The 19835-nt window shown below is 70.1% G+C and carries 18 protein-coding genes and 1 other RNA gene; 6 read left to right on the top strand and 13 right to left on the bottom strand.

Annotation, left to right across the window (positions count from 1 at the left end; genetic code table 11):
* Nucleotides 1-512 precede the first annotated feature (512 nt).
* The 6 genes from MJQ72_RS44110 to MJQ72_RS44085 form a co-directional block, all read right to left on the bottom strand.
* On the bottom strand, nt 513-1061 hold the full coding sequence (locus MJQ72_RS44110) for a uridine kinase (protein ID WP_240601593.1): 549 nt from the start codon (nt 1059-1061) through the stop codon (nt 513-515).
* Entirely contained in the window at nt 1058-1495 is a 438-nt protein-coding gene (locus tag MJQ72_RS44105) for a DUF2304 domain-containing protein (RefSeq protein WP_240596856.1), read from the bottom strand. Before MJQ72_RS44105 ends, MJQ72_RS44110 begins: the two co-directional genes overlap by 4 nt.
* A 12-nt stretch (nt 1496-1507) precedes the next feature.
* A complete protein-coding gene (locus MJQ72_RS44100) occupies nt 1508-2209 on the bottom strand; it encodes a glycosyltransferase family 2 protein (RefSeq protein ID WP_240601592.1) in 702 nt (233 codons plus the stop codon).
* A gap of 59 nt (nt 2210-2268) precedes the next feature.
* The gene (locus MJQ72_RS44095) at nt 2269-4245 is read right to left on the bottom strand and encodes a DUF6541 family protein (RefSeq protein ID WP_240596855.1); all 1977 of its coding nucleotides are present in this window, start codon (nt 4243-4245) and stop codon (nt 2269-2271) included.
* Nucleotides 4246-4317: 72 nt separating this feature from the next.
* Complete coding sequence (locus MJQ72_RS44090; protein ID WP_240596854.1) at nt 4318-5616, bottom strand: hypothetical protein; 1299 nt, start codon at nt 5614-5616, stop codon at nt 4318-4320.
* Nucleotides 5613-6629, bottom strand: a complete 1017-nt coding sequence (locus tag MJQ72_RS44085) for a glycosyltransferase family 2 protein (protein WP_240596853.1) — start codon at nt 6627-6629, stop codon at nt 5613-5615. Before MJQ72_RS44085 ends, MJQ72_RS44090 begins: the two co-directional genes overlap by 4 nt.
* A 61-nt stretch (nt 6630-6690) precedes the next feature.
* Here MJQ72_RS44085 and MJQ72_RS44080 point away from each other — a divergent pair, with 61 nt between their 5' ends.
* The gene (locus MJQ72_RS44080) at nt 6691-7803 is read left to right on the top strand and encodes a UDP-N-acetylglucosamine 2-epimerase (RefSeq protein WP_039924333.1); all 1113 of its coding nucleotides are present in this window, start codon (nt 6691-6693) and stop codon (nt 7801-7803) included.
* 151 nt (nt 7804-7954) lie between these two features.
* Here MJQ72_RS44080 and recR read toward each other — a convergent pair whose 3' ends face one another.
* Nucleotides 7955-8551: a recombination mediator RecR gene (recR, locus tag MJQ72_RS44075; protein WP_005166260.1), complete on the bottom strand. Its 597-nt coding sequence runs from the start codon at nt 8549-8551 to the stop codon at nt 7955-7957.
* A 1-nt stretch (nt 8552) separates the two neighbouring features.
* Entirely contained in the window at nt 8553-8909 is a 357-nt protein-coding gene (locus MJQ72_RS44070) for a YbaB/EbfC family nucleoid-associated protein (RefSeq protein ID WP_007035126.1), read from the bottom strand.
* A gap of 89 nt (nt 8910-8998) precedes the next feature.
* On the opposite strand from MJQ72_RS44070, the gene MJQ72_RS44065 reads away from it, so the two are divergent.
* A complete protein-coding gene (locus MJQ72_RS44065) occupies nt 8999-9835 on the top strand; it encodes an N-acetylmuramoyl-L-alanine amidase (RefSeq protein WP_240601591.1) in 837 nt (278 codons plus the stop codon).
* A 130-nt stretch (nt 9836-9965) separates the two neighbouring features.
* On the opposite strand, the gene MJQ72_RS44060 is transcribed toward MJQ72_RS44065, so the two are convergent.
* The gene (locus MJQ72_RS44060; protein ID WP_240596852.1) at nt 9966-11525 is read right to left on the bottom strand and encodes a helix-turn-helix domain-containing protein; all 1560 of its coding nucleotides are present in this window, start codon (nt 11523-11525) and stop codon (nt 9966-9968) included.
* Nucleotides 11526-11774: 249 nt separating this feature from the next.
* On the opposite strand from MJQ72_RS44060, the gene MJQ72_RS44055 reads away from it, so the two are divergent.
* Together MJQ72_RS44055 and MJQ72_RS44050 are read left to right on the top strand one after the other, a co-directional pair.
* Nucleotides 11775-12755 (top strand): helix-turn-helix transcriptional regulator, encoded by a 981-nt coding sequence (locus MJQ72_RS44055; protein WP_240596850.1) that lies wholly within the window; start codon nt 11775-11777, stop codon nt 12753-12755.
* The gene (locus tag MJQ72_RS44050; protein ID WP_240596848.1) at nt 12752-13513 is read left to right on the top strand and encodes an endonuclease/exonuclease/phosphatase family protein; all 762 of its coding nucleotides are present in this window, start codon (nt 12752-12754) and stop codon (nt 13511-13513) included. The genes MJQ72_RS44055 and MJQ72_RS44050 overlap by 4 nt, the downstream gene beginning before the upstream one ends.
* Before the next feature lie 58 nt (nt 13514-13571).
* On the opposite strand, the gene MJQ72_RS44045 is transcribed toward MJQ72_RS44050, so the two are convergent.
* Nucleotides 13572-15602, bottom strand: a complete 2031-nt coding sequence (locus MJQ72_RS44045) for a DNA polymerase III subunit gamma and tau (protein ID WP_240596846.1) — start codon at nt 15600-15602, stop codon at nt 13572-13574.
* A 30-nt stretch (nt 15603-15632) separates the two neighbouring features.
* Between MJQ72_RS44045 and MJQ72_RS44040 the strand changes: the two genes are divergently transcribed.
* Nucleotides 15633-16466 carry a spermidine synthase gene (locus MJQ72_RS44040; RefSeq protein ID WP_240596844.1) on the top strand — a complete coding sequence of 278 codons (834 nt, stop codon included), beginning with the start codon at nt 15633-15635 and terminating at the stop codon, nt 16464-16466.
* An 87-nt stretch (nt 16467-16553) separates the two neighbouring features.
* Here MJQ72_RS44040 and ffs read toward each other — a convergent pair.
* Nucleotides 16554-16650, bottom strand: an RNA gene (gene ffs, locus MJQ72_RS44035) — signal recognition particle sRNA small type.
* Between the two features lie 45 nt (nt 16651-16695).
* On the opposite strand from ffs, the gene MJQ72_RS44030 reads away from it, so the two are divergent.
* Entirely contained in the window at nt 16696-17586 is an 891-nt protein-coding gene (locus MJQ72_RS44030; RefSeq protein WP_240596842.1) for a serine/threonine dehydratase, read from the top strand.
* Here the strand turns inward: MJQ72_RS44030 and MJQ72_RS44025 are convergent.
* Together MJQ72_RS44025 and MJQ72_RS44020 are read right to left on the bottom strand one after the other, a co-directional pair.
* A complete protein-coding gene (locus tag MJQ72_RS44025) occupies nt 17564-19045 on the bottom strand; it encodes a cell wall metabolism sensor histidine kinase WalK (protein WP_240596840.1) in 1482 nt (493 codons plus the stop codon). The genes MJQ72_RS44030 and MJQ72_RS44025 overlap by 23 nt on opposite strands.
* Entirely contained in the window at nt 19023-19772 is a 750-nt protein-coding gene (locus tag MJQ72_RS44020) for a response regulator transcription factor (RefSeq protein ID WP_315860814.1), read from the bottom strand. Before MJQ72_RS44020 ends, MJQ72_RS44025 begins: the two co-directional genes overlap by 23 nt.
* Between the last annotated feature and the right edge of the window lie 63 nt (nt 19773-19835).

Genomic DNA, 19835 nt, shown 5'->3' with positions numbered 1-19835 from the left:
ACGATCGGTGTGCCCGCCGACACTAGCGGGAACTCAGCCCGCACTTAAGCACGCGAGGTTACGATCGCGCTACACGACGGCCAATACGACCGCAAAGTGTCCGCAATTCCGGACGGAGTGTAATCAATTCCGGACCACTAACGCGCAGAGTGCCGGGTCACTGACTCAAATGGGTGTCCACCACTACAACCAATGGGTCACTGACAAAACAGGACATTCGCGGGTATCGGGACCGCTCTCGTGAGTGCTAAGCCGAAAGTCCCGGGGAACCGATACGGGGCCGGGTCCAGCGTGATCCGATGGACGCCAAGCGTGCTCCGGCGGACGGCTCGCGTGATCCGATGGACGCCAAGCGTGCCTGGTCGGACGGCTCGCGGCCGGCGCCGCTCGCGAGTGTGTCGTCCACCCGGTCACGTGTGTCGTCCATCGGATCACGTGTGCCGTCCAGCCGATCACGCGAAGCGGCCGTCTCGGTCCCGTCTCGTGAGTGGTAACGACGGTTCTAACCGTCCTTACCACTCACGAGACGGGACCACACGATCCGCCGCCGCCCGGGTCCCATCGACGGCGAACCACCCTCGTTCGAACAGCTGCCAGCGCCGCAGGTCCGCCCGGGACCCTTCGCCGTCCCGCTCGGCGGCGCGGTCGAGACGTTCGGCCTCGCTGCCGCCGTCGAGCCAGGTCAGCAGGGACAACGAGGGCCGCATCCGCGCGCGGCCACTGGAAACGCCTTCCAGCACCAGGACCTCGGGGACGGGGATCTCGACCTCTGCACCAGGCAGCGGGCCGCCACTGGACCAGTCCACTCGCCGATAGCGCCCTGGCCTGCCCGCGCGCAGCGGTTCCAGCACGCCGGTCTCCAGCCGCGGCCACCACGAAACGGGTTCGTCCCAGGTGGCGAACTCGTCGGTGCTCACCAGCGCCACCCGGGCACCGCGACCGGCCAGTTCGGCCACGATCTTCCCGGCCAGCGTGGACTTCCCGGAGCCGGAAGGACCGTCGACGGCGAGCACGCGGACGGCTCCCAACCTCGGCGGGGCCGCGAAAAGGGCGTCGATCAGCGTGCGCGTGCGGGGCTCACTTCGGGGAGCCCGTCGACGTTGTCGGGAGCCGCGGTCTTGGCTTCGAGGGCCGCGACGCGTTCTTCCAGGTCACGCTGGGCGTCGGCGAGTTCGCAGCGGAGCAGCGCGATCTCCTCGACGGAGGTCCGGACCTCTTCTTCGAGGTGACCGACCTCGGTCGACAAATGCAAAGCGACCAGCGCCAGCACGACACCGGCCAAGAGGAATACGAAGTTCGACGGCGTCTGCACGCCGGTTATCCGCGCCATGAAGTCGGCGGCCTGCGGAACGAGCGCGAGCACCATCACGCCGATGGCGAGGACGAGCCACACACCCGCGTACTTCTCGCGCAGTTTCCGCCGCCGCATCATCTCGAGGACGACGAACAGCACCAGACAGGCGACGACGATGCTGAGAACGCGCCAGCCGTCCATAATCAGCTCCTTCTACGCCGAATCCGACGAGTCGACGGCGGGGCGGCGGCGCACCAGCGCCAGCAGCAGGGCGAGTCCGGCGCGGCCGAGGTAGACGGCCGATTTCACCGGTGAATGGCTCGGCGTCCCGCCCGCCCGTTCCCGCATGATCACCGGGATTTCCTTGATCTTCAGTTCGGCGCGGATCGCCAGCACCAGCGATTCGACCGTGTCGCCGAGGTATTCGGCCGGGTAGTACGCGGCGAACAGTTTGATCGCGCGCGGGCCCATCGCCTTGAACCCTGAGGTCACGTCGGTGAGCTTGGTCTTCCCGAGCCGGGAGAAAACGACCGAGAGCGCGACCATCGCGTATTTCCGGGGGCCGCTCGCCTTGTACGAACCCTTGCCCGCGAACCGCGAGCCGATCGCGATGTCGGCGTCGTCGAGCGCGTCCAGCAGGGCGGCGACCTCGTCGGGATCGTGCTGACCGTCCGCGTCCACCTGGACGACGACGTCGTAGCCGCGGGCGGCCGCGTACCGGAAGCCGGTGCGCATGGCCCCGCCGACGCCGAGGTTCACCGCCAGACGGGCCACCTCCGCGCCCGCCGCGCGGGCGAGCTTGGCCGTGTCGTCGGACGAGCCGTCGTCGACCACCAGCACGTCCATGCCGGGCAAGGACTGCTTGACCTGGGAAATGACCGCGCCGACACTGGCCTGCTCGTTCAAGGCAGGCATCACGATGAGTACGCGACGGGTGGTCACGGACGTACTGGACACTGGATCACTCTATCTTCTTACTGGCCGTGAGCGGTGTCGGACCCGGCGGGGGCGCCGTCGGCGACCACACCTTGCTGACCTTCGATTTCGTAAACCGACGCGTCGAGGTTGTGGAAGACGCGTTTGAAACCCGGAGTGATGTCGAGCCGCTGGAGACCCACCGCGGACTGCGCGTTGGGGGCCACCTTGCCCTTGCCGACCAGCACGTAGCGCACCTTGAGGTCGGTGAGCGCCTCGCGCACCCGCGGATCGCGGTTGATGTCGTTGAGGAACACGCTGAGCCAGCCGGGCTTGGTGGTGAACTCGGCGCCGTAGTTGGTCCACTCGACCGGCTGGACCCCCGCGAGGGCGTACATCCACACCGAGCCGTCGGCCTTGTCGTTCATCACGCGCTCGCCCGGCACGACGTGCTTCCCGAGCCAGGCGTAGGCCTCTTCCTCGCCCTTGCTGACCGAGGGACCCTCGCCGTAGTTCATCGCGAGCCGCGCGGAGTTGCGGCCGATGTAGCCGCCCCGGCTCAGCACGGTGACCACCAGGCCGACCACCAGCGCGCCCGCGATGGCCGCGGTGACCGGGTTCAGGTTCGGTTTGCGCCGGCCGAGCTTCTCGGCGAACTTGCCCGACGCGGTGTGCACGAACTCGCCGAACGCGACGGCGCCGGCCAGCGGCACGAGCGCGCCGATGCGCCAGTGGTCGTTGTAGAACACGCCGGTCAGGGTGTGGATGAGCGGGGTCTCCAGCGAGATCGTCGCGGCGAACAGGCCGCCGAGCACGACGTACGCGCCGACCATCCAGAGCATCCGCCGGTGCTTGACCAGGAAGAACACGCCGATGATCGCCGGGATGCCGATCCACCACTGGGGGAACGACGCCATCGGCGAGAACGTGATCGTCTGCCCGAGCGCGCCGGACACGCTGGTCTCCGAGGCCCAGAACGCGCTGGTCACGCCGCCGGCGTTGTAGAGCGCCGGAAGGACCTGAGGCACGCCGAGTACGACCGCCATCACGATCGTGGCCACCAGCGAGGCGGCGCTGCGGCGCCAGCCGATCTTCTCGAAGCGGAACAGCACCGCGAGCAGGATCAGCAGGAAGTAGACCATGATCACGAAGATCAGGCTGGTGTGCAGGCCGGCCAGCCCGGCGACACCGACGCCGATCGCGAGCGGTCCGGCGACGCCGTTCGGCTTGAGCAGCAGGCGGGCGAGCGCGAGCATCGCGGGCACGAGCGCCACCCCGGCGACGTACGGCCACAGCGGGCCGCGCCACAGCGAGTCGTACGGGAACGCGGTGAACCAGGTGGACACGGCCGCCGCGGCCGCGGTCGCGAGGACCGGCATCCGCCAGGCGCGGCACATCGCCGCGACCCCGACCGGGACGGTCAGCACGACCATGAGCGCCGCCAGGTTCAGCGTCGGCATCATCGTCAGGCCGCCCTTGCCGAAGACCAGGGCGAGCAGCGCGTGGTAGGTGTCCGGGTAGAAGTAGTCGTGCTGGTTCGGCAGGTTCGCGATGGTGCCGACGGTCGACGCGCGCGCGTCGCCGTGTTCGGCGATCCAGCGCACCAGGTTGCCGTGGAACGGGGCGTCCCAGCCCTGCTGGACGTTCTCCAGTGAATGCGAGCCGCGCAGGAAGGTCACCGTGCCGACGCCGAGTCCGACCAGGACACCGGCACCGATCAGCAGGTGATCGCGAAGGGAACGCTTCGACTCGTCGTCGTCTTCGTCCTCGGCCCAGTCCGGGTGCCGCTTCGCGGTGAAGCGGAGCACGAGGAACGAGAGGGCGAACCCGACGACGGACAGCAGCAGCACCCACAGGCCGACGTTCAGCATCGTCCAGCGGATGCCGAAGCGGCCGAGGATCGGGATGCCGATGGCGACGAGGCCGAAGGTGAGCAGCGGGGCCGCGGCGGCGAGGGTCCAGCCGCGCAGCCTGATCGCGGCGCCGAAGACGAGCCCCGGCAGCCAGAACGCCAGCAAGACCAAAAGAACGTTCATCGAATTCGCTGTCCAACCCTATTCGGCGTTAGGAACGCCACCCCGTTCGCGGCGCGCGATGGCGCGGCCACACTATCGAGACGTTTCGGATGGTCGTGCGTTGCCCGGCTCGGGCGTGCCGCGCACCACGAACGCCATCACGACCAGCAGCCCGACGGTCGGTCCGGCGGCGAGCCCGACCACGGCGCGCACGACCGTGTCGCCGGGGAAGAACAACAGGACCAGCGCGGTCGCGACGACCACGGCGGCCCAGGTGATCAGCACCTTCGTGGCCTTGGCCTGCGCGACGAGGACGGCGGCGAGCAGCTGCATCGCGGCCAGCAGCACCGACGACCAGACCAGCCCGGCCATCCACCAGGCCTCGGGATCGTTATTGGCGCCGTAGACCAGGCGCACCACCCACGGGCCGATCAGCCAGCCGATCAGCGCGCCGAGCGCCCCGAGCGCCAATGCCCCCATCGACCCGAGCGCAAGCAGCTTCCGCAGCCGGTGCTTGCCCTCCTCGGTGCTGGACAGGCGCACCACGGTCGGGACCGCGAGGGCCTGGACCGGCGCCATCAGCGTCAGCGGCGTCCTGGCCACGAACAGGGCGAGGAAGAGCACGCCGAGCGCGTCCTTGTCACCGCCGGGCGCGAGCAGGCTGACCAGCGCCGGGTAGCCGGTGATGACGCTGGCGGTGAGCCCCGCGCCCGCCAGCAGCATCAGCATGTTCGTGACGACCGGCTTCGCGGGCACGTCGGCTTCGAGCTTCGGGTCCACCAGCTTGGCGGCGCCGCGGGCGAACAGCAGCCAGGCGAACGAGCCGGTCGCGGCGGCGATGGCGAACCAGTACAGCTGGGTGAGCCCGGCGACCACCAGCGCGGCGACCACGAGGATCCGCACCGCGGCCTCGACCAGGATCAGCCACGAGTAGGACCGGACGTGGTCCTGGCCGATCAGCAGACCGCGCGCGGCGAACTGGAAGGCGAACGACAGCCCGCCCGCGAGCACGATCACGGCGAGCGCGAACTGGCCGCCGTAGACCTTGCCGGTCACCGCCGGGATCAGCGTGAACAGCGCCGCGACGGCGACCGCGACCAGGCTGGTGACGAAGGCGATCACCGCGGGACGGCCCGCCTTGCGGCCTTCGAGCGCGGCGTGCGCGGACTGGCGCGAGATCTCCTGTTCGAGCGGGGACAGGGCGGCGCCCAGCCCCATCAGCATGCCCCAGAAGGAGAACAGGACGGCGTTGTCGGCAGGCGACAGCGTCCGGCCCCAGACCACGGTGAGGACGTAGCCGAGCGCGATGGCGATCAGCAGGTAGACACCGATACGACCGGCGGATTTCCCGGTGTCCTTGGCCAGTTTTTCGCTGCTCACCTTGGTGCTCATTTACGCAGCCGGGCCCGCAGCGCCATGAACAGGCCGCGGAGCGCCCCGGCCCCGAAACCGGCGGCGAAGACCGGGGTGAGCTGGGCGACGGCCTTGGCCTCGGCCTTGGTCGCGCCGAACTTCGTCACCGCGAACCCGGCGGCCGTCGACCCCGCGGCGGCCAGCGCGACGGCGGTTTTCGGGCGCTTCGCGGCGACGCCGAGGCCGAGCACGCCGACGGCCATCGCGGCGAACAGGCCGTTGCGCGCGGGCCCTGGCGACGCGAGATACGAATCGACGAACGTGGTGCCACGGAAATACGACTGCCCGACGAACTTCTTGAACGAATCGCGGCCGTGGTAGGTCGCGGAGAAGTCCGGGGCGAGGAAGATGCGGTGGCGTTCCGCGATCCAGCGCAGAACTCCCGTGTCGTCACTGGCGAAACGGACGTCTTCGAAGAGCGACTCGAACGCGTTGGACGAATCCTCGAGAACGTCCTTCGGCGCGGAAAAGAATCCGGTGCCTTTCGGGAAGACGTCGAACTCGTCGATACCGAACGACATCAACCTCGGGTTCGCGCAATAACGGCGCCACGGGATCTTGACCAGCCCGGCCATGAATCCCGCGTACGGATTGTGTTCGGACGCGACGTTGATGTGACCGTTCCACACCGTGCGCTCGGGGTGGTCGACGAGCTGGTCGCGGAGGAAGGTGAGCGAACCGGAGTCCACGATCACGCGGCTGTCGAGCAGCAGGATCTGCCGCCCCGACGCCTTCGCGATCCCCGCGCGGCGGGCCTCGAACCGGCCGCTGTTCGGCTGGGTGAGGACGGTGATGCCGTACAGCTCCTGCAGCTTGGCGAGCTTGGCGCCGGTGCCGTCGGTGCTGCCGTCGTCGACCACGACGACCTCGACCGGCCAGTTCGCCACCTGTGCCGACGCGATCAGCGCGCCGACACTGCGGTCGATCCAGTCCTGCTCGTTGTAGACCGGGATCACGACGGACAGGGCTGGGAGGAGCGAATTCGCACTCACCCCGGCGAGGCTACCTTGCGCGGCCCACCAGTATCCTTCGGGCACCGCAGACCCCGACAGAATGGCTCTTCCGGTGATTTCCTTCATTCTCGGCACCACGGCGGAACTGATCAAAATCGCGCCGGTCTACCACGGCATCCTCGAACGCGGGGTCCGGCCGAAGATCTGGTTCACCGCGCAGCACGTCGACGAGGTCTCGGACGTTCTCGCCGACCTGAACCTCCCGGAGCCCGACGTCTGGCTCGTGCCGAAGGAGAAGGCGCACAACCTGGAGTCGCCCGCGCAGGTGCCGGGCTGGGCCGCGCAGGTGCTGCGGACCGCGTGGAGCCGCCGGGCCGAGCTGAAGGCCGCGCTGGTCGAGGACGGGCGTCCGCCGCTGGTGCTGGTGCACGGCGACACCTTCACCACGCCGTACGGCTCGCTCATCGGGAAGCGGATCCTCAAGTCGCGGGTCGGGCACGTCGAGGCGGGCGCGCGATCGGGCAGCATCATGTCGCCGCTGCCGGAGGAGCTGAACCGGAAGATCGCCGCGAAGATCGTCGACATGCACTTCGCGCCCAGTGCGCGTGAGGTGAACAACCTCCGCAACGCCCGCGGCGTCGTCGTCGACACCGAGGCGAACACCGCGATCGACGCCATGCGGATGGCCATCAACGGTCCGCTCGACGTCGAGGGCCTGCCGGAGAAGTTCGGCCTCGCCACCCTGCACCGCTTCGAGCTGGTCTCGCGCGCGGACAAGTACCGCGAGGCACTGGAGATCCTGCGCGAGCAGAGCAAGCAGATGCCGATCCTCTACATGGCGGGCGCGCCCGAGCGCGAGAAGATCCGCTCGCTGGGGCTGGCGAACCTGTTCGACGAGAAGAACTTCATCATCCAGCCGAAGATGCGGTACCTGAAGTTCCTGCCGCTGGTCGCGCGCGCCGAGTACGTCGTCACCGACTCGGGCGGCCTGTCGGCCGAGTGCTACTACCTCGGCCTGCCGTGCGCCGTGCACCGCGAGCGCACCGAGACGCCGCAGCACCTCGGCGAGACCGTCGTGCTGACCGAGATGCGTGGGGACAAGCTGCAGAACTTCCTCGACACCTACCAGAACCGCCGTGGCGAGTCCTGGGTCGACAAGTTCCACCCGTCGGAGATCATCGTCGACACGCTCGCCCGGCTGGGTTACTGCTGACGCTTCTCGCTCGCTTCTGAACGCTATGAACGGGCCGTTCCTTGCATCGGGACCTTCTAGCGCCGGCTAGCCCGACGACCGTGTCGCGGCCCAAGTACATGAAGGCCCCCTTCCTTGCGCCTGGCGCAAGGAAGGGGCCTTCATGTACTTCTCAGAGAGCCCGCCGTCCGGAGAGGGCGCGCCCCAGCGTCAGCTCGTCCGCGAACTCCAGGTCACCGCCCATCGGCAGCCCCGACGCCAGCCGCGTCACGGTCAGGCCGGGGAAGTCGCGCAGCATCCGCACGAGGTACGTCGCGGTCGCCTCGCCTTCGGTGTTCGGGTCGGTCGCGATGATGATCTCGCTGATCTCCGCGCCGCCGATCCTGGCGAGCAGTTCACGCATGCGCAGCTGCTCGGGCCCGATGCCGGACAACGGGTCCAGCGCGCCGCCGAGCACGTGGTAGCGGCCCTTGAACTCGCGCGTCCGCTCGACCGCGAGCACGTCCTTCGGCTCCTCGACCACGCAGATGACCGTGAGGTCGCGGCGGGTGTCGCGGCAGATCCGGCAGGTCTCCTGCTCCGAGACGTTGCCGCAGACCTCGCAGAACTGCACGCCTTCCTTGACCTTGCCGAGCACTTCCTGCAAACGCGCGATATCCGCGGGATCGGCGGCCAGCAGGTGGAAGGCGATCCGTTGCGCGCTTTTGGGACCGACGCCGGGCAACCGCCCGAGCTCGTCGATCAGATCCTGGACGACACCCTCGTACAAGCTAGCCGCCGAGCCCGGGGAAGCCGCCGAGGTCCGGCATGCCGCCGCCGAGGCCGCCGGCGAGCGGGCCGAGCTTCTGCTCGGTGAGCTTCTGCGCGTTGGCCGACGCGTCCCGGACCGCCGCGACGACCAGGTCGGACAGGGTCTCGACGTCGTCCGGGTCGACCACCTTGGGGTCGATGGAAAGCGACTTGAGCTGGCTGTCGCCGGACACGGTCGCGGTGACCAGGCCGCCGCCGGAAGTACCGGTCACCTCCGTGTTGGCCAGCTCTTCCTGGGCCTCGACCAGCTTCTGCTGCATCTGCTGTGCCTGCTGCATGATCTGCGACAGGTCGAAGCCGCCACCGGGTTGCACCATGATCCGATCGGTCCTCTCCTGGAAAATCCCGTGCCGCCTACCAGCCTAGCCGTCACCCGTGTGGCACCGTGGGCGCCGTGCGACGACGGATGGGCCTTGTGGTGGCGATCGGATTGACGCTGTTCACGGCGTGCGGGGTGGACACCCCCGTGTCGTCGCCGTCGAGCCCGCCCCCGCCCGGCACCACCACGGTCCTCACCACCCTTCCGGAGCCGAGCCCCACGACGAGCGCTCCGCCTTCGAGCGCGCCGTCTTCGAGCACGCGGCCGCCGAAGACCGGCAAGGTCGTCGTGCTGGATCCCGGTCACAACGGCGGCAACTCCGGCAAGCCGGGCGAGATCAACAAGCAGGTCCCGGCAGGGCGGGGCAAGACGAAACCGTGCAACACCACCGGAACCTCGACGAACTCCGGCTACACCGAGCACGCGTTCACCTGGGACGTCTCCCAGCGGATCTCGCAGACGTTGGCGGCCAAGGGAATCCGCGTCATCCTCACCCGGCAGAACGACACCGGCGTCGGGCCGTGCGTCAACGAGCGCGCCGCGATCGGGAACGACGCCGCGGCGGACGCGGTCGTGTCGATCCACGCGGACGGCTCGAATTCCGCCGGAGCGCACGGTTTCCACGTCGCCTACTCGGCGCCGCCGCTGAACGCCCAGCAGGGTGAGCCCTCGGTGAAACTCGCGACCGCGTTGCGGGACGGCCTCCGCGCGGGCGGCTTCCCGATCTCGACGTACCTCGGTTCGAACGGGCTCGCCCCGCGCGCCGACCTCGGCGGGCTCAATCTCTCGACCCGCCCCGCCGCGCTCGTCGAATGCGGGAACATGCGCAACGCCGCCGAAGCCGCGGCGATGGCGAGCGAAGAGGGCCGTCAGCAGTACGCCGCCGTCATCGCGAAGGCGATCGAGGACTACCTCGCGGGTTGAGGCTTGAGCCTCGCCGCCGGGCTGAAGGCTCCTTTCGTCGCATTAGACGCGGCGAAGGGAGCTTTCAGCCCACCCCGACCCCGCCCACGTCTGATGTCCTGAAAGTGGCTTTCGCGACACGCCAACAGGGTTAAGGCTTGAGCAACACCGGGCTGCCGTCGACCTCGACGGAGCCCGACTCGATCTCCGGCCGTGTCCCGTCGAGGCGTTCCGCGCTGCCCGGCGCGGACAGCCTCGCGGTGCCCGAAGGGGCCCACGCGACCCGGAATTCCATGCCGTTCCGCGTGAAGCGGCAACGCCACAGGTTCTCCGGCAGCCCCGCGCGCGTGCCCTCGCCGCAGGACCGGATCTTCGCGCCGTCGAGCCAGCGGCCGAGCCGTTCGACGTGGGCGGCGGCGCGGGTCGGCGGTCCGCCCGCCGGCTGGAGCACGATCGGCACGCGGTCGCTTCCCCAGTTGTAGAAGTACATCCGCTTGAAGCGCGCGTAGAGGCCGGTCAGGAAGAAGCGGGCGGCGTGGTCCGCGGCGACGGCGGGATCGACCGGCGGCTGCAGCGGGACGTCGAAATCGGGGCCGGTGCTCCACAGGTTCGCGTGCCCGTTGGTGCGGTGGAAGCTCCGCTGGATCTCGTCCGCGACGGCGAGCATGGTCTCCGGCGGGTCCGCCATCCTGCCCGGATGCAGTTTGACCGCGGCGGCGTCGCAGCTCTCGTAGCCGCGGAGTTCGCCGAACCGTTCCAGCACCCGCCGGTACGCGGGATCGGTGAGGTGCCCCATCGACGGGCAGACCACGATCGCGCCGGGATCACCCGCCTTGATGATCCGGCTCGCCCGCCGGACCATCTCCACCAGCCGTTCGACCGGACCGGTGAAGTACTTGGGGTGGTTGGCCATATCCCACAGCTCGTAGGACTCGATCCGGCCGCGATACCGCTCGACCACCTTCCCGACGAACGCGTCCCAGTCCGCGAGGTCGTCGGGCGGCGCCGCCCGGGAGCCGTCCGGGTAGGCCGACGGCGGTCCGCCCGGCGCCGCCCAGCCAGGGGTGCCGCCGAAGACGTACAGCACCGGGAGCCGCGCCCGGTTCGCGCCGTCGACCAGCCTGTCCAAAGTGGACCAGACCGGCCTGCCGCGGTCCGGTTCGAGGTTCTGCCAGCGGGTTTCCGAATCCCAGAGCCGGACGGCACCGACGCCGAACGTCGGCATCAGCCCGGTCTCGCTGTTCGCCGTCACCCCGAAGAACGCACTGTCCACAGGGGACGGGAACTCGGTCCACATCGGGGCGTGGAGTGCCGGCGCGGCCGGTTCCGCCGCGGGCACCGCGCTCGCCCCGACCACGGTGACCATGACCAGCGAGGCCAGCAACGGCCACCAGCCGATCCGGTTCCGGCTCCTCGGCTCGGGCACCGGACGCGGGGCGGGAGGCGCGGACGCGACCTCTCCCCGTGCCGCGTCCGCGCGTTCCCACAGCCGGAAGAGCTTCGACAGTTCGTCACGCTCGGCCTCGCAGACCGTCGCGATCCGTTCCAGCGGGCCGAACGCGGCCGGCACGCTGACACCGCTGCAGTAGCGGTGGACGGTCGATCGGCTCAGATGCGCCTTGGCGCCGATCCGTTCGTAGCTGTGCCCGCTACGCCGTTTCAGCCCTTCGAGCAGTTCCGCCAAGGCCCGGCCGTGTTCTCCTCCTGCCATGGGTCCCTCCCCCGGGTGTTGCCCACGAAGCGTCACCGATCGCCCGCGCGCGGGACACCCCTTTTCGTCCCAGCGAAAACACCACCGCCCCCGAGCGTCTCCGAAACGTCTCACGCGGCCGCGTCCCCGCAGGTCAGCGCCGGTTCGCCGTCCCACCCTCCCGGATTAGTCCGATCGGCTTGTCTCAGCGCGTCCGGCGCGTTTGAGTTACCGCCGGAGAAGAAAATGCCGTCTTGAGGGGGACGAGGCATGACTCTGCGCATGATCTTCGATCGCAAGGATCTCCAGGGGATCCGGATAGCCGAAGCACCGGATCCGCTGTGGGAGCTGGTCCTCGGATCGCATCAGCTGAGGGAGGACCGCACGTCGGCCTGGCGGCACCGGGTCCGGCTGAACCTGCGTCAGAACGAAGGCGCGACACGGTCGCTGAAGACGCTGTTCACCCTCGTTCCGCCGAAGGGGAACTTTCCCGACTTCCTGACCCCGCCCACGTCGGCGGGCTCCTTCGAAAGCGGGCTCGAAGCGGTGGCGTGCACCCCTCGCGGACGGCTGTGCGCCGATCTCCGGACCGTGTTCACCGGCCCGGCCCCGACCTGGGTGAAACGGCTCGCCGACGGCGACCGCGACGAGGTCCACGGGGTCGTCGGCGCGCTGCGCGACGCGTACGACCTGATGATCGAGCCGTTCTGGCACAGCATGCGCGAGACCGTCGCCGCCGACCGGGCCCGGCGGGTCCGCACGCTGGCCACCGAGGGGGCGGGGGCGATGATGCGCGGCATCCCCGGCGTCCGCGGCTGGGACGGCGAGGTGCTGGAGATCGCCTACCCCCGGCAGCGGACCGTCCATCTCGACGGCCGGGGACTGACCTTGATCCCGAGCCGGTTCTGCGCGAACACGCCGGTCACCTTCATCGATCCGGCGCTGCCGCCCGTGCTGCTGTACCCCGCCAGTGTGACCAGCGCCCGCCCGGTGGACGTGTCCCCCGAACTGGTGGCGCTCCTCGGCCGGACCCGCGCCGAAAGCCTCGGCGCGCTGCGCGTCCCGCGCACGACCAGCAAGCTGGCCTCATGCCTCGGCACCTCGATCGGCACGGCCAGCAAACAGGCCGCCGTGCTGCGCGAGGCCGGGCTCGTCACCAGCGTCCGGCACGGCAGCGCCATCCTGCACCACCTCACCCGGCTCGGCACCGCGCTGCTCACCGGGGAACTCGACGAAGGGACCGCTCCATGAAATCGGTACTCGCCGCCGCCGCTCTGCTCCTGGGCACGGCCGCACCCGCCGTCGCGGCGACGGATTTCCCGGTGTTGCAGATGAACCTCTGCCGCAGCGGGATCGCGAACTGCTTCAACCAGGGCGGGACGAACCCGATGGCGAAGGCGGCGAGCACGATCGTCTCGGTGAACCCGGCCGTCGTGACGCTGAACGAGGCCTGTTCGTCGGAGACGACGAAGCTGGCTGCCGACGTCAAGGCGCAGTCGGGCCGGGCGTACACGGTCGTGTGGCAGCCCGTCGGCAAGAAGGAGAACGGCCGGACGACCCCGTATCCGTGCACGTCAGGGCGCGGCGAGTACGGCATCGCGGTGCTGGCCAGGCAGGACCTCGGAGCGGTGAAGGCACGCGAAGGCGGCTATTACGGGCCTCAGGACGGCGGCGCGGAACAGCGTGCCTATCTGTGCGCGAAATTCGGCACGGTGAACGCGTGCACCACGCACCTCTCGACGAAACGGCCCGCGGTCGAGCAGCAGTGCCGGGACCTGAAGGGGCTGCTGGCGAAGTACGGCACCGGCACGGTGTTCGGCGGCGATCTGAACCTGCGTTATCCGGGCGATCCGAGCGCGCAGGCGTGCGTTCCGGCTGGCTCGTTCCGCAAGGGCGACGGCAGCGTGCAGCACATCATCGCCGGCGGCGCCTTCGGCTTCGGGAGCTCCGGGAAGACGTCGATCCCCGGCACCGACCACCCGGCCTGGCGGGTCGCCCTGACCCGCTGACCCCGCGTTTCGTCCTCTGAATGCGGTACTTGCGCATGCAATTACCGCATCCAGAGGACTACTTGCGCTCGTCGAGCGGACGGGCGTTGAGGTGGTCGGCGAGCAGCTTCCGGGCGATCTCTTCCGGATCCTGCTCGGGCGGGAGCGGCGGAGGCGGCGGCGCGGGGCTCGCGTCCTCGTTGTAGAGGTCCTCGTCCTCCTCGACCGGCTCGGGCGGGAGCGGGATGTCCGGCTCGCTCGTCGTCACCTTCGGCCGCTGAGGCTCCGGCTTCGGCGTGGGAGCCGCCGGAGGGGCACTGGGCGCTTCGGCGGACCGCCGGGTGAAGGATCGCTCAGGCGCGGGTGGTGGCGGCGCGGCCTTCGGAGCTGCGGCCTGCCGGGCCTGCGCGGCGCCGTGGACGCAGCGCACCTGCCAATCGCCGCCGAAGACCTCCTTGAACGCGGCCGCGACCCGCTCCGCGTTGTGCGGTTCGGAAAGCCGGCGAGCCAGCGGCTCCGCGCTGTGCGTGAGGGTGACGGCACGACCCTCGACGCTCACCACGCTCGCCTGCGTGAGCATCGCTTCGGTGCTGCGGCCGCCCGGGACCTTGCGGATAGCGGCGAGCACGTGCGGCCACTTGCCGCGGATCCCGTCGGCGTCAGTGTCTCCGGAAGCCGCGACCGGGGCGGGCGCGGTGGGCGGCGGTGCCGTCGCGGCAGGACGTTGCGGGGCGGGCCGCTCGGCGACCGGCTCAGGTCGCGCGGCGGGCTGCGGAGTGGGCTGGGCGGCCGGAGCCGGCGGCTGCGCGGGCGCGGCGGCTCGTTGCGACGGCCGCTGGAACTCACGGACGGGCTCACCCGAGGGAGGAGCGGCCGGGGCAGGCGCGGACTGCGCCACAGGAGCGGCTTGAGCGACCTGCGCCGGAGCAGCGGCAGCGGGCGCCGGAGCCGAAGCGGCGCGGCGCTCCAGCCGTTCGAGCCGGGCAAGCAGCGCGTCGGTGCCTTCGGCGACCGACGGCAGCAGCATCCGCGCCGTCAGCAGCTCCAGCACGAGCCGGGGCGAGGTCGCGCCCCGCATCTCCAAGAGTCCATTGTGGACGATGTCGGCGTAGCGCGAAAGCGTGGCGGGCTCCAGTTTGCCCGCCTGCTCCTTCATCTTCTTGAGCTCGTCGTCCGGCGCGGAGACGAGACCGCGTTCACCCGCGTCCGGCACCGAACGGAGCATCACCAGGTCACGCAGCCGATCGAGCAGGTCGGTGGCGAACCGGCGCGGGTCGTGCCCCGCCTCGGCGAGCCGCTCGACGGTGCCGAACACGGCGGCCGCGTCGTCCGCGGCCAGCGCGTCGACCATGCCGTCGATGAGCGCGACGTCGGTGACGCCCAGCAGCGACACCGCGCGCGAGTAGTCGACGCCGTCCGGCCCGGCCCCCGCCAGCAGCTGGTCGAGCACCGACTGCGTATCCCGCGCCGAACCCCCGCCCGCGCGGATGACCAGCGGATACACCGCGGGCTCGACCGTGGCGCCCTCGGCGGCGACGTTGCGCTCCAGCAGCTCGCGCATGGAGCTGGGCGGGATCAGCCGGAAGGGGTAGTGATGCGTCCGCGACCGGATGGTGGGGAGCACCTTGTCCGGTTCCGTGGTCGCGAAGATGAAGATCAGGTGCTCCGGCGGCTCCTCCACGATCTTCAGCAAGGCGTTGAAGCCCTGCGTGGTGACCATGTGCGCCTCGTCGATGATGAAGACGCGGTAGCGCGAGTCGGCCGGGGCGTAGAAGGCCCTGTCCCGCAGCTCGCGGGCGTCGTCGACACCACCGTGGCTGGCCGCGTCGAGCTCGGTGACGTCGACGCTGCCGGGGCCTTCGGGCGCGAGGTTGCGGCACGAGTTGCACTCGCCGCACGGATCCGGCGTCGGGCCCTTCGCGCAGTTCAACGACCGCGCCATGATGCGGGCGCTGGACGTCTTTCCGCAGCCGCGCGGGCCGGAGAAGAGGTAGGCGTGGTTGATGCGACCGGCGGCCAGCGCGGTGCGCAGCGGATCGGTCACATGCTCCTGCCCGACGACCTCGGCGAAGGTAGCCGGACGGTACTTTCGGTACAGCGCTAATGCCACGGCCGCGAGACTACCGGGAGGGCCCGACAGGTGAGACCGGCACCGACCCCCGGAAGGTATCCGGTCCGCTTCGGCACCGCCGAACTGCTGCGGGACGCCGACCGTCCGAACGCCTGGATGATCTCGGTCGACGGCGTCGCCCAGTCGCACGTCAACCTCGACGACCCCACGGATCTCGAGTTCGACTACATCCGCCGGATCGCCGACGTCGTCGACTGCCTCGGAGAAGGCCCGCTCGACGTGCTGCACGTCGGCGGGGCGGCCTGCACATTGCCGCGCTACGTCGCCGCGGCGCGTCCGCGGTCACGGCAACTGGTGTTCGACGCCGACGGCGAACTCGTCGCGCTCGTTCGCGAGCAGCTGGGCCTGAAGGGGCTGAAGGTCCGTGTCGGCGACGGCCGCGAAGGCGTCTCCAGCAGGTACGACGCTTCGGCCGACCTGGTCATCGTGGACGCTTTCGAACGCGGAATCCTGGCCGGCGGGCTCGCGACCGTCGAGTTCACGAACGAGATCGCGCGCGTCCTCCGCCCGGCCGGAACCTACGTCGCCAACGTGTCGGACGGACCGAACCTGCCGTTTCTCCGCCGATTCCTGGCGACACTCGCGACGTCGTTCCCCCACCTGGCGATCTTGGCCGAGCCGGGCGTTCTCCGGGGCCGCCGCTTCGGCAACATCGTGGTCGCCGCCTCACGAGTCGAACTCCCGGTCACCGACCTGACCCGCCGAGCCGCCTCGTCCGCCTACCCGGCGCGCTGTGTCGCGGGAGAAGACCTCCGTGACCTGCAAGGCAAAGCGAAACCCATCACGGACGCGGAAGCCCTACCGTCCCCAATACCACCAAAAGACGTCTTCGGGATCTTCTAGCCCGCACGCGGTCACCCCAGCGACCAACCGTGGGGGTCCGGGGGGGGCGAAGCCCCGCCGGGCGGGCTTGGGGTTGCACCCCAAAAAATAAGGCGGATCCCGCGCACCCGTCAGAGCTTGCTTATCCTTGCTGCCTTCCGGCCCTGGGGAGGTTCACAAGATGGACGCCGCGCGGGATCCGAGGACCAGTGTAGTCACTCCCGCCCCGGCATGGAGGACAGTGGGGGGTATGAGCACTCCGACCTGGGAAGATGTCCTGAAAGCCACCGAGGCCGTTCATCCGTTCGTGCGGCGCACGCCGGTGTTGCGGGCCGAGGTCGACGGGCGGCCGCTCGTCCTCAAGCTGGAGCATCTGCAGCGGAGCGGGTCGTTCAAACTGCGGGGCGCGGTGAACGCGCTGGTGAGCGGCCCCCTGCCGGAACGGGTGCTGACGGCGTCCGGCGGCAACCACGGGCTGGGCGTGGCGACGGCGGCTTCGCTGCTGAACCTGCCCGCGACGGTGTACGTGCCGGAGTCGGCTCCGCAGGCGAAGACGGCCCGGATCGAGGCCACGGGCGCGAAGCTCATCCGCCACGGAGCGACGTACGCCGAGGCAGCAGCGAAGGCGATCGAAGCCGCCGCTGAGCCGGGCACGCGGTACCTGCACGCGTACGACGATCCGGCCGTCGTCGCCGGTCAGGGCACCGTGGCGGCCGAAGTGGTCCAGGACGCGCCGGACGTCGACGCGTTCCTGGTCGCGGTCGGCGGTGGCGGGCTGGTCGCGGGAACGTCGCTGGCCGGGTTGCCGACGTTCGGCGTCGAGCCGGAGCGGTGCCGGGCGCTGAACGCGGCGCTGGAGGCGGGCGAGCCCGTGGACGTGGAGATCGACTCGGTCGCCGCGTCCGCGTTGGGCGCGACCAGGGTCGGGGAGGTCCCGTTCGCCGTACTCCGGGATCGGGTGACGTCCGTGCTGGTCGGCGACGCGGAGCTGCTCGCCGCGCGGGACCGGCTCTGGGACGAGTTCCGGCTCGCCGTCGAACCGGCCGCCGCGGTGCCGTTCGCCGCGTGGCTCGCCGGGCGGACCGAGGGCGAGCTGCCCTGCGTAATCCTCTGCGGCGCTAACAGTGAGTGGCGGCCCTGAGCACGACGCGGAACTCCGTGTGTCCCGGGCGGCTGGCGACGCCGACTCGCCCGCCGTGCGCGGCGACGACGGCCGCGACGATGGCGAGCCCGAGCCCGGTGCTGCCCGCCGCCCGCGATCGCGAGTCGTCGCCGCGGGCGAAGCGTTCGAAGACCTCCGGAAGGATTGCCGGCGGGATCCCCGGCCCACCGTCGGCAATGGACAGTGTCACCGTCGAGTCCACTATGGACAGAGAGGTGGTGACCTCGGTGCCTGCCGGGGTGTGCGTGCGCGCGTTGCCGAGCAGGTTGATCACCACCTGATGCAGCTGATCCGCGTCACCGAGGACGGTGATCGGCTCCGGCGGTACCTCCAGCAGCCATTTGTGCTCCGGCCCGGCGACGTGCGCGTCGGCGACGGCGTCCGCGACCAGGCGGGAGAGATCCACCGGCTGATGCACCACCGGACGGCCGGAGTCGAGCCGCGCGAGCAACAGCAGATCCTCGACCAGTCCGGTCATCCGGGTCGATTCCGACTCCACGCGGCCCATCGCGAACGCGATGTCCGGCGGCACGTCGGAGCCCGAGCGCCGGGTGAGTTCCGCGTAGCCGCGGATGGCCGCGAGCGGCGTCCGCAGCTCGTGGCTGGCGTCCGCGACGAACCGGCGCACCCGGCTTTCACTGGCCTGCCGGGCGGAAAGCGCGTCCGAGATGTGGCCGAGCATGCGGTTGAGCGCGAACCCGACCTTCCCGACCTCGGTGCGCGGATCCGTGTCCACTTCGGACACTCGCTCGGACAGCGCGACCTCGCCGCGAGCCAGCGGGAGTTCGGCGACCCTGGTCGCGGTGGCGGCGAGGCGGTCGAGGGGTTTCATGGTGCGCCGCACGGTCACCGCGCCGAGCGCGCCCGCCAGCAGGATGCCGCCGATGGCGACCCCGCCGAAGATGAAACCGAGGTTCCACAAGGTATCCGTGACGTCCTTGGTGGGCAGCCCGGTGATCGCGACACCGCCGTTGGCCGACTGCTTCGCGATCACGCGGTACTCCCCGAGCGACCCGAGGTCCACGTCGGTGGGCTTGTCGTTCGGCGTCGACCGCAGCAGGGCGGAGAGCTGGGCCGGGCCGATGGGATCGTGGGGGAACGGCTCCGCGACCTTCGCGTCGTAGCTGGACCGCAGCACCGCCGCGACCACGCGGCCGTCCGGGAGCAGGTTCACGAACAGCGAACCGGTGCTCTGCCCGTACGCGCGAAGACCCTCGGGAACCCTTTCCCCGCCGGGACGCCCCGGCGGCGGCGGACGGCTGGCACGTTCGCTGGTCTCGGCGAGACGGGCGTCGAGCTGGTCGATCAGGAAGCTCCGCAACGCCAGTTCGGTGACCACGCCGACCACCAGGCAGACGAGCGCGAGCAGGCCCGCGACCTGCGCGATCAGCCGTCGCCGCAGGGACCACGGCCGCCTACCCCGCGGGTTTGAGGACATACCCGGCGCCGCGCATCGTGTGGATCATCGGTTCCCTGTCGGCGTCGATCTTCTTGCGGAGATAGGAAATGTACAGCTCGACGATGTTGGCCTGGCCGCCGAAGTCGTAGCTCCACACCCGGTCCAGGATCTGTGCCTTGGACAGCACACGCTTCGGATTGCGCATGAGATAACGCAGCAGTTCGAACTCGGTCGCGGTCAGCGGCACCGGATCACCACCGCGGTGCACCTCGCGGCTGTCCTCGTCCAGGGTCAGGTCCCCGACGACGAGCGTCGACCCGCTCGGCCCGGCGACCCCGCCCGCGCGCCGGAGCAGCGCGCGCAACCGCAGCGCGACCTCCTCCAGGCTGAACGGTTTGGTGACGTAGTCGTCGCCGCCCGCGGTGAGCCCGGCGATGCGGTCCTCCACCGCGTCCTTGGCGGTCAGGAACAGCACCGGCAGGTTCGGCACCTCGGAACGCAGGCGGCGCAACACCTCCAGGCCGCTCATATCCGGCAGCATGACGTCCAGCACCACCGCGTCCGGCCGGAATTCCCGCGCGACGCGGACCGCCTCGGTGCCGTCGGCGGCGGTGCGGATGTCCCAGCCCTCCATGCGCAGCGCCATCGACACGAGTTCGGACAAGGTCGCCTCGTCGTCGACGACCAGCACCCGCACGGGGCTGCCGTCGACACGGCGCAGGCCTGCCTTCGCGGAACCGGACGAAGGGACGTTCACACTGGTCATGGTGCCATCCTGGGCGGCGCCGATGAGGCTTCTCTGTGCGCCGCCTGTGCGTTTCCTGTGAAC

It is taken from the genome of Amycolatopsis sp. EV170708-02-1 (assembly GCF_022479115.1).
Lineage (GTDB): Bacteria > Actinomycetota > Actinomycetes > Mycobacteriales > Pseudonocardiaceae > Amycolatopsis.
Note: the sequence above shows the minus strand (reverse complement) of the source record. Positions and strands in the feature narration are given on the sequence as shown.